Annotated in this window: 11 protein-coding genes; 8 read left to right on the forward strand and 3 right to left on the reverse strand. The window is 48.7% G+C overall.

Features of this window, described 5'->3' with window-relative positions; all coding sequences use genetic code 11:
* The coding region (locus tag MYY08_RS09170; protein WP_288013944.1) for a phage repressor protein CI at positions 1-847 on the reverse strand (847 nt) is incomplete at its 3' end.
* A gap of 42 nt (positions 848-889) precedes the next feature.
* Here MYY08_RS09170 and MYY08_RS09175 point away from each other — a divergent pair.
* From MYY08_RS09175 to MYY08_RS09210, 8 genes are all read left to right on the forward strand, one after another.
* Positions 890-1291 (forward strand): hypothetical protein, encoded by a 402-nt coding sequence (locus MYY08_RS09175; RefSeq protein ID WP_288013945.1) that lies wholly within the window; start codon positions 890-892, stop codon positions 1289-1291.
* Between the two features lie 31 nt (positions 1292-1322).
* Positions 1323-1832, forward strand: coding sequence for a phage regulatory CII family protein (locus MYY08_RS09180; protein WP_288013946.1), 510 nt, complete (start codon positions 1323-1325; stop codon positions 1830-1832).
* Between the two features lie 7 nt (positions 1833-1839).
* Positions 1840-2034 (forward strand): phage filamentation protein Fil family protein, encoded by a 195-nt coding sequence (locus MYY08_RS09185; RefSeq protein WP_104957578.1) that lies wholly within the window; start codon positions 1840-1842, stop codon positions 2032-2034.
* A 49-nt stretch (positions 2035-2083) separates the two neighbouring features.
* A complete protein-coding gene (locus MYY08_RS09190; protein WP_288013950.1) occupies positions 2084-2410 on the forward strand; it encodes a hypothetical protein in 327 nt (108 codons plus the stop codon).
* A 69-nt stretch (positions 2411-2479) separates the two neighbouring features.
* Entirely contained in the window at positions 2480-2707 is a 228-nt protein-coding gene (locus tag MYY08_RS09195; protein ID WP_084970534.1) for a DUF2732 family protein, read from the forward strand.
* Complete coding sequence (locus MYY08_RS09200) at positions 2707-2931, forward strand: TraR/DksA family transcriptional regulator (RefSeq protein WP_084970533.1); 225 nt, start codon at positions 2707-2709, stop codon at positions 2929-2931. Before MYY08_RS09195 ends, MYY08_RS09200 begins: the two co-directional genes overlap by 1 nt.
* Complete coding sequence (locus MYY08_RS09205; RefSeq protein WP_288013947.1) at positions 2931-5165, forward strand: replication endonuclease; 2235 nt, start codon at positions 2931-2933, stop codon at positions 5163-5165. Before MYY08_RS09200 ends, MYY08_RS09205 begins: the two co-directional genes overlap by 1 nt.
* 109 nt (positions 5166-5274) lie before the next feature.
* Positions 5275-5454 (forward strand): hypothetical protein, encoded by a 180-nt coding sequence (locus tag MYY08_RS09210; protein ID WP_084970531.1) that lies wholly within the window; start codon positions 5275-5277, stop codon positions 5452-5454.
* A 557-nt stretch (positions 5455-6011) separates the two neighbouring features.
* Here the strand turns inward: MYY08_RS09210 and MYY08_RS09215 are convergent.
* Entirely contained in the window at positions 6012-7016 is a 1005-nt protein-coding gene (locus MYY08_RS09215; RefSeq protein WP_288013948.1) for a DUF4928 family protein, read from the reverse strand.
* Positions 7009-8154 carry a DNA cytosine methyltransferase gene (locus tag MYY08_RS09220; RefSeq protein ID WP_288013949.1) on the reverse strand — a complete coding sequence of 382 codons (1146 nt, stop codon included), beginning with the start codon at positions 8152-8154 and terminating at the stop codon, positions 7009-7011. The genes MYY08_RS09215 and MYY08_RS09220 overlap by 8 nt, the downstream gene beginning before the upstream one ends.
* Positions 8155-8197: the final 43 nt, after the last annotated feature.

Raw genomic sequence — 8197 nt, forward strand, 5'->3', positions numbered from 1 at the left:
AACTAGAGCCGTTGCTAGTTACATTAATTTTTTTTCCAGGTAAAAGTGAAACATCATAGATATCATATTTATTATCAATACCTAGCAACCAGCGACCATTGCTAATTCCAGATACACTAGCGTCAACAATCCATGATTTTGTATTACTTGAAATAAATATTGGATTTCCAAGAGTGTAGGGAATAAAACTCAAATCTACAGTCCAATTTCCTGCATCCTGTAGCATACCTGCTGTAAGGTTCTTACGCGGAATAGCCGTTGCAGTACTTTCTTTTGCACTTTCGCCCGGCTGTACGCCCTTTCCTGTCGCCAGCCACTGCAAAGACACGCCGGTATCAAGCGCACAAGTCACCACCACATCGCCAGGGAAATAGTTTCTGCGTACCCAAGTGCTGACCGTACCAGATGAGATACCTAGCAGCTCGCAGAGCTGTTTTTGCAGAGTGAAGCCGTAAGCATCCATGATGCGGCGCAAAACTGGCTTGCCGCCGTTTGAAGTTATCTCGGCATAGAGAGCTTTTCCTTTAGGGTTATTAGGTACGCTATCTAAATTTGCTTTTGCAAGCTCTCCAGTAACTAGCCACTGTAGGTCAGCACCGGTATCCAATGCACATTTAATGATGGCATTACCCGGTACGCTATCTCGTTGCGTCCAGCCGCTTATGTTATTAGCAGGAATATCAAGCGACGCCGCAAGGTCTTTCTGGGTGTTTACGCCATAAGAAGACATGAGTCTTTCTAAAATTTCGACGCTACCGCCCTTCCCTGAATTCATAGGAACACCATAAAATGACAAATAATCATTTACCAAATCGTCTTTACGATCTAAAGTGTTCTCACACCACATGAAACACCGTAGAACAAAACGAACCAAAGGAGATATTGCGTTATGCATACTGAAAATGCAAACAGTGGAAACGCTTTTGACATACCCCGGTCACCAGAGTTGATCGCTAACCTTGCTGCTGCGTTAATGCCTGCGCTTAGTGCGGCGGTTAACACTGCTGTTGAAAAAGCACTGGCGCTCAACACCTCCGCCACCATGTCCAAAGAAGATTTCGCCGCAGCGAACGGCATTAGCAAGTCCGTGTTAGAAAAGTGGATTGCTAATGGCGTCGTACTTCTCGCCCCTACTCCAACCAGTACCGTTAAACGCACGGTGGAATGCAAAAAGACCGGCCAGACGCGTACTGACGTGATGGAAAAACACGGTAATGCTCTGATTAACGTTGCTGCATGGCGTGAAAAAAACCTGCAGCACGCCATGAACTGTCGTTACATCAAACGCTAACTTGATTTTGCAAGTTTCAAGGATTCGAATCATGTTTGATTATCAGGTCTCTAAACACCCTCACCTCGATAACGCCTGCCGGCAGTTTGCGCAGAACCACAACCTGAGCCAGCTTGCTGGCAAAGTAGAGATGAAGCCACAGGTATTGCGTAACAAGCTGAATCCCGATCAGCCGCACCAGTTAACGCTAACTGAGATCTTGCAGCTTACCGATATCACTGAAGACTCGACACTGGTCGATGGCCTGCTGGCACAGCTTCATTGTTTGCCTTCAGTACCAGTGAACGAACTGGCAGCGGAAAAGCTGGCGTCTTATGTGATGAATGCAACAGCTGCTGTTGGTCAGGTTGCTGCCGGCGCGGTATCAACCGAGCGTATGACGCAGTCACGCAAAAATGCTTTCGTCGATAGTGTGAATTCAGGTATTCGTTGCCTGACACTGGCGGCAATGGCCGTTCATGCTCGTATCCATACTAACCCGACGATGGCTTCTACGCTCGATGCTGTAAGTGGTCTCGGCGCTTCTATCGGTCTGAGCTGAGGTAACTATGCCCTTTTCAGTCGCACCACTTTTGAAGCGTCAGAGCCAATTGCCAGCGCACGGGCATGGCTGGATTACAGGTAAGAACGGTAAACGCTGGCATCCATGTCACGGTCAACAGCAACTATTGAATGAACTGACAACCCGGCCTCAAAGCGTTATCGAACGCATGAAAGTTTTTATCGGAGGTTTCTGTGAGTAATGCAGCCCTCGCTGTACCACAAAAACACGCAACGGCACCTTTTACCGAAATTCGTCTGGTGCATGCGCGCGTGGATAAAGTCGAAAGAATGACATTTGACGAGTTTCGGAAAACGTGGCGGCAGCTACTAAAGAACAACAGCAATCCGGCACTGAACTATTTCAACCGACAAAACGAAGAATTCAAGTTTTGCGTAATGACTCTGGCGAACCGTGATGCGCCCGGCTCATTCAAGGTAGATGAAGTCGGCAAACCATTTGAATATTTCGACGAAAACCGCCGCGAGCTGATCATCGTAGCAATGAACAAAATGGCGCGCTGGGGCCGTATCCTGCCACGTCAGTTTTCTATAGCAGACAGCTTTTTAGCTGAATAAATAACCCAACAGAAATTAATGGCGTAAACCCGCCGGGCATTCTTTTGCCTGAAATCTGGAGATAGATAAATGCGAAATATTGAAACCCATAAATATAACGAAGATGTGGAAACCATAACGGCGTTATTGAACAACGCACGTATGGATGAGCGTAAAGGCCGCGCACAGGTTGTTTCTGAACGCCTGGCTGAACTGGCTACGCATATCAACCAACAGGGACTGAATGGTGTTGAAGCCGCTGAGCTGATCCGCCGCGAAGCCGAGCGTTACGACAACGAATCACGGGAGCTGCACTAATGGCTGACACTATGGATCTGGTACAGCAGCGCACTGAAGAAATGTTGGCGCGCAATATCGCCGCTGTTATCCGCCGACCGGTACAGGTCAGCGCATTTTTTTGTGATGACTGTGATGCCGAAATACCGGCAGCACGACGCCAGGCCATAACGGGTGTTATCCGTTGTGTTACATGTCAGGAAGTGGCTGAACTTAAAAGCCGCCATTATCACGGCGGCCTCTGATGCATCAGGAATACGCCTACCCGTGGAACGCGCCACGGGAGGCCATCGCCAGTCCATACCCCACCTATGAAGAAATCCGCCGCCGCGATCAGCTGATCGCGGCGCTGCTGCACGCGCAGGAGCTACTGGAAAAACAGCCCGTGCTGGTACAGCTTGATGTTAAACGTCGCGTCAGTGAACTGGAGAAAACTTACGGTACAGCTCGTGCCAATGCGTACTTAGCAAAAACCTTTGTTGAGCGCACATTGCCACGCGTTGAAAAAGTTAACGCGCAATATTGTCTCGGCGATATGAACACAGGAACCTTTACCCTACTAACCAGTAACGCCGAAGAGTATAAAGGCGCGGCGGTTGCTGCCGGCATACTATGGGAGTTGATGCGCCGTTTTAACCGGCTACCTGATATGGCCCGTGCCGATGTTGATCTGCTGGCCGGAGATATCGCCAGTTTTATTCTGGCGGAAATGGCGCAGGCGCACGGTCAGGTCGGCGGCGAATCAGATTACAAATACACCCATCGCATTTATATGACTGCCGCGGCTATTACCCGTGAACTGGGCCAGACACCGCCGCTTTGGGATAAAGTTACCTCCCGCCTGTTTTGCCCGGAAGACGTTGCCCCGGCCATCATGCGGATGCAAAACGAAAAGTGGTGGAAAGGACGTCTGCGCCGTGTTGCTGCCTCATGGCGTGAACATCTGCAGATCGCCCTGGCAAACGTCAGCAAAAAGCACACCCCTTATGCCAGTTCAATGACCGTTATCGAATGGCGGGAACAGAAGCGTCGTACCCGCGAGTTTCTCAAGGGCATGGAGCTGGAAGACGAGGAAGGAAACCGCATCAGCCTGATTGAAAAATACGACGGCAGCGTTGCCAATCCGGCAATCCGCCGCTGTGAGCTGATGACCCGTATTCGCGGCTTTGAAAATATCTGCAACGAAATGGCCTTTGTCGGCGAATTCTATACGCTGACCGCGCCGGCCCGCTATCACGCAACGATTAAAACCGGACATCGCAACCGCAAATGGAACGGCGCCAGTCCGGCCGATACACAGCGTTATCTCTGCAGCGTGTGGCAAAAGATCCGCGCCAAACTTCATCGTGAAGATATTCGTATTTTTGGCATCCGTGTGGCTGAGCCGCATCATGATGCTACTCCGCACTGGCACATGCTGATGTTTATGCGCCCGGAAGATGTGGATCAGGTGCGTCAGGTAATACGCGATTACGCATACCAGCAGGACGCCGACGAGCTGACCACGGAAAAGGCCCGTAAAGCCCGCTTCCATGCAGAAGCAATAGATCCGGAGAAAGGCAGCGCCACCGGTTACGTGGCGAAATACATCTCCAAGAATATCGACGGGTATGCGCTGGACGGTGAGCTGGACGACGAAAGCGGAAAAGAGCTTAAAGAAACCGCTTCTGCTGTTTCTGCCTGGGCGGCACGTTGGCACATCCGGCAGTTTCAGTTTGTGGGCGGCGCGCCGGTGACGGTTTACCGCGAGCTGCGCCGCCTAGCCGACAGTGAAACCGCGCACGGCCTGAGCGTAGAGTTCGCCGCCGCGCATGATGCCGCTGACGCCGGTGATTGGGCTGCGTATGTCAACGCCCAGGGCGGCCCGTTTGTGCGCCGTGACGAGCTGGCCGTGCGCACCTGGTATCAGGCAGGCAATGAATGGAATGAATACGGCGAGGAGACAGTACGTATTAAAGGCGTTTACGCCTCATCTGTGGGTGACGATACGCCAATTCTGACGCGTCTGGCGCAGTGGAAGATCGTGCCGAAGCGCGCCGTTGATTTGGGTTTGGAATTTAGGGACGCGTCTGCGTCCCCTCGGAGTTCTGTCAATAACTGTACGGAGCCTAAACCTCATTTTGCTAACGGCGAAGCAGTTATTGATTTCTCAACCCCACCCAGCCGGGCAGAACGCCGCCGGTTATTAAACCGATTACGTGAAAATGCCCCATCTTCTGTTCGCAGAACGGCACCGCCGCCAGGTAATCACGTCAAAGCACGAGAAGAACTTAAAGAAATAGTATTCGACGTTAATCGTGTATGGCTGACGGAGGGAGAAGTTACGCGAATGATGGCCGGTCATGCGATCAGAATCGGTAGCCGCGCTTACTGGAGCGATGCGACAGGACGTCTGCGCTACCAGCGTAGCGCTAAATCTTCACCGCTTGAGCACTTTAATTTGCTGGCTCAGAAGCATCGCAACAGTCTGAATGTATAAGAAATCACCAGTCGGAATACTCTGAGCCATACGATTCTTTACGACTCGCGCTCATCATGATACTGTTTATACATACAGTACTCATTACAGATAAGGAGCTAACAGGCTGATGGACATAGATAAAATTAGCGAGACAGTCGCACGTATTCAATTTATAGCCGATGTGTCATTGGTAGCGCACTGTGAAGAAAACGAACTGAAAATGGCTCTATCAATGGTCAGTGACATGGCAAGAACGATTGATACATCCAGCCTGGAAGACCTGATTTTCTATCCTGCAAAACAATAATAAGTATTACTTCCCTCCCTTTTAGCCACCTTTCGCCGGTGGCTTTTTTTCGTTGCAACAAAGCGCATGCTGCTGCGTGAAAATGCATGATCTCCAGAGGATCGCGAATCCCTTGCCCCGCCAGTACTGGCGCGCTTTGGCTGGCAGCATGCAGCTGCATGAAAAACGATGCATAAAGCGGGCAGGCGTGGCGGGGATAGCATTGCGCGCGAGGAGATAAGCATGTATCCAATAGAGTGCTTCAGGCAGCACTGAGGCGGGGGATATGATGCAAAACTGGGATGATGGAAAAAGGCTGCAAAAGGCATCTGAGCCCCTGTTGCTGCGCTCACTAAGAACGAGAAGATACTTATATGGTAGTAAATTAAACTCTAGATACAGGCCATCCGTTCTTGCATTACTTAAAAGATGCAAGAACGGTAAGATAATACATGCTGCTGTGATACTGATGTACCACCATATTTTGTAGCAAGTAGAACCTTAATAAGAAATGCCTGCGTGATTCTTATTTATTTGAAAAAGTGGTTCATACTTTTTGAAATGCCTTTTTTCAACCACTACTGCTTGTTAATTATGTTGGTCATGATGTTAACTATCCACCGTGGCTCATCAATCATTAAAGATTTATCTATTTCAATTGAATCTATGCGCTCATTATAGGTTCGGATTAACCGTGCCAAGCCTTCACGGATTTTATCACCATCATAAATAGCAATTTCTTCAATATTATTACCAACAAAAGTTTCTGCTGCCTGTACTGAAATTTGTTCAGACATGCCCACGTTATCCGCCATTTGACGTGCGGCAAGGACTTTACTTTCTAGGGTAAGTATGACCGGTCTGTAGCCAGACCTTTTATTTTCAATGCATCGGGAAATCAACTTTTCCATTGGAGCCGTAGTAACATGAAAGGCAGTAGTACCAACTTGAAAATCGCCTTCCCGGTCGGTATGCATATCAGCAGCGTTTGCCCGGTCACATCCGATTTTTATCTCTGGAAAACGTAGCTGTAATTTCGCACCAATAAGATGCTGAAGAACCTCACCTGTCGGCTTGTCTGAACGTTCAGCTGCTGCTTTCAGAATGTCGCCTATCACCGAAGAAACAGGTTTATTGTAATCGATATCGACAGTAATCCTTTGTTTATCAAAATAATCGAGGCGAACACATTCTGTGAAAAACTCTTCAAGTTGATGTGAAATCAGGACAGTATCAACAGGATTATCATTTTGAACCTGCACACTGTTCAACACATCCCTGAATGCTGCGGCAAGGAGCAATGTTCCTCTAGATGTACGCCCGCCTTCCCGAGTAAAAATTCGGGTTTCACCGTGCTGCTTAAGGATCTTTGAAATAGTGGAGCCACTAAGACCGCGCACTTGACTTTTACCATCGCTAAACAGGCGTGCATCATCGATTGGAATACCCTCTGCCACCATATGTGAGACTATTAAGCCTACATTCATAACATTGGTATTTATTGAACCACTCTTAGCACGCTGATTTTCGTACCACTTCTTTGCTGCATCAAGATATGCTTCAGTAAGGTAAAACTTATTCATTCACTTTTATTCCCTGTGATTCTTCAGCCGCTTTCGCTTTAAGGTGAGGAAGGATCATGTGCTTAGCAACCCAACTGACAACAGGCACAGCAACAGCATCTCCGAAGCCATAATGAATTTGAGAGTCTCGCAAATTTTCCAAAGTATACCAGCCGGCCCCCATTAAACGCGCATATTCAAGTCCGGTCATCCAACGAATTTTGAGTTTGTCCTGACCCATTATAACCACGGCCTGCTTGGAGGATCCTCCACGGGCCGTTCTCAAGCATCCTGAAATATCCTCCGCTCTCATTTCCCATACAGGAACGCCGTTACGTGTGCGACGATATGCTGTTCGGGCGGTAATACCCGGCAGAGTGACAAAATAATCCAGCCTTGCACGCTGAACGGGGGCCATTGAACTCTTAAAAAGGGATACCTTTTCATCACTCCACCACCGTGGATCATTGTCGGATAGCTGTTCAATTTGAAGCGTTAGACCTTCACTGAGTAAGTCTGGTGCTTTAGGTAATGGCATCATAAACGTGCGGACTTCAGGATCTTCATGAAGCCAAGCGAGCCAGTCTGGCCTCAAGCATGTATCCTGTTCCCCACCATCAATAGGCGATTTTGCACCGATAAGAAAAAGACGGGGGCGGGACTGAGGAACAAAACGGCGAGCATCCAAGGTAATAGCATCAACTGCATAGCCCAGCGCATTGAATTCTTTAGCTGCTGCTCTTAAATCTTCTCTGTTATGGGAAGAGGCAAGTCCCGTGACATTTTCCAGAACGATTACTTCAGGCTTACGCTCTTTCATTCCTGCAATCAGGTCCGTAAAGCCAAAAAAAGCTGATGACTCGCGACCACCACGTAACCCCACCCTTTTGCCAGCCAGACTCAAATCAGTACAGGGCGATGAAGCCCATGCAACATCCGCAGCAGGTAAGTCGTCGCTTTTAAGAGCGTGTATATCTGCCAGTACAAGATGATCAGATTTCCAATGACCTTCATACATGACTTTCTTATTAAGGTCATAGTCATTGGCCCAAACAGTGCTGATTCCTGCAAGTTCCAGTCCGGCTCTTGCCAAACCTATACCAGCAAAGAATTCCAAAGCAGTCCATTCGGACTCACGCCGAATCGGTATTATGTTCACTCAATTTCTCCTGTCTTCATATGACAATCATCCCACAAAGAAC

The organism is Mixta sp. (genome assembly GCF_024610815.1).
Classification (GTDB): Bacteria; Pseudomonadota; Gammaproteobacteria; order Enterobacterales; family Enterobacteriaceae; genus Mixta; species Mixta calida.

Bases quoted from the DNA above. Each gene is read 5' to 3' on its own strand.
- MYY08_RS09175 (WP_288013945.1), top strand. From the start codon at position 890: ATGCATACTGAAAATGCAAACAGTGGAAACGCTTTTGACATACCCCGG.
- MYY08_RS09180 (WP_288013946.1), top strand. From the start codon at position 1,323: ATGTTTGATTATCAGGTCTCTAAACACCCTCACCTCGATAACGCCTGC.
- MYY08_RS09185 (WP_104957578.1), top strand. From the start codon at position 1,840: ATGCCCTTTTCAGTCGCACCACTTTTGAAGCGTCAGAGCCAATTGCCA.
- MYY08_RS09195 (WP_084970534.1), top strand. From the start codon at position 2,480: ATGCGAAATATTGAAACCCATAAATATAACGAAGATGTGGAAACCATA.
- MYY08_RS09200 (WP_084970533.1), top strand. From the start codon at position 2,707: ATGGCTGACACTATGGATCTGGTACAGCAGCGCACTGAAGAAATGTTG.
- MYY08_RS09205 (WP_288013947.1), top strand. From the start codon at position 2,931: ATGCATCAGGAATACGCCTACCCGTGGAACGCGCCACGGGAGGCCATC.
- MYY08_RS09210 (WP_084970531.1), top strand. From the start codon at position 5,275: ATGGACATAGATAAAATTAGCGAGACAGTCGCACGTATTCAATTTATA.
- MYY08_RS09215 (WP_288013948.1), bottom strand. From the start codon at position 7,016: ATGAATAAGTTTTACCTTACTGAAGCATATCTTGATGCAGCAAAGAAG.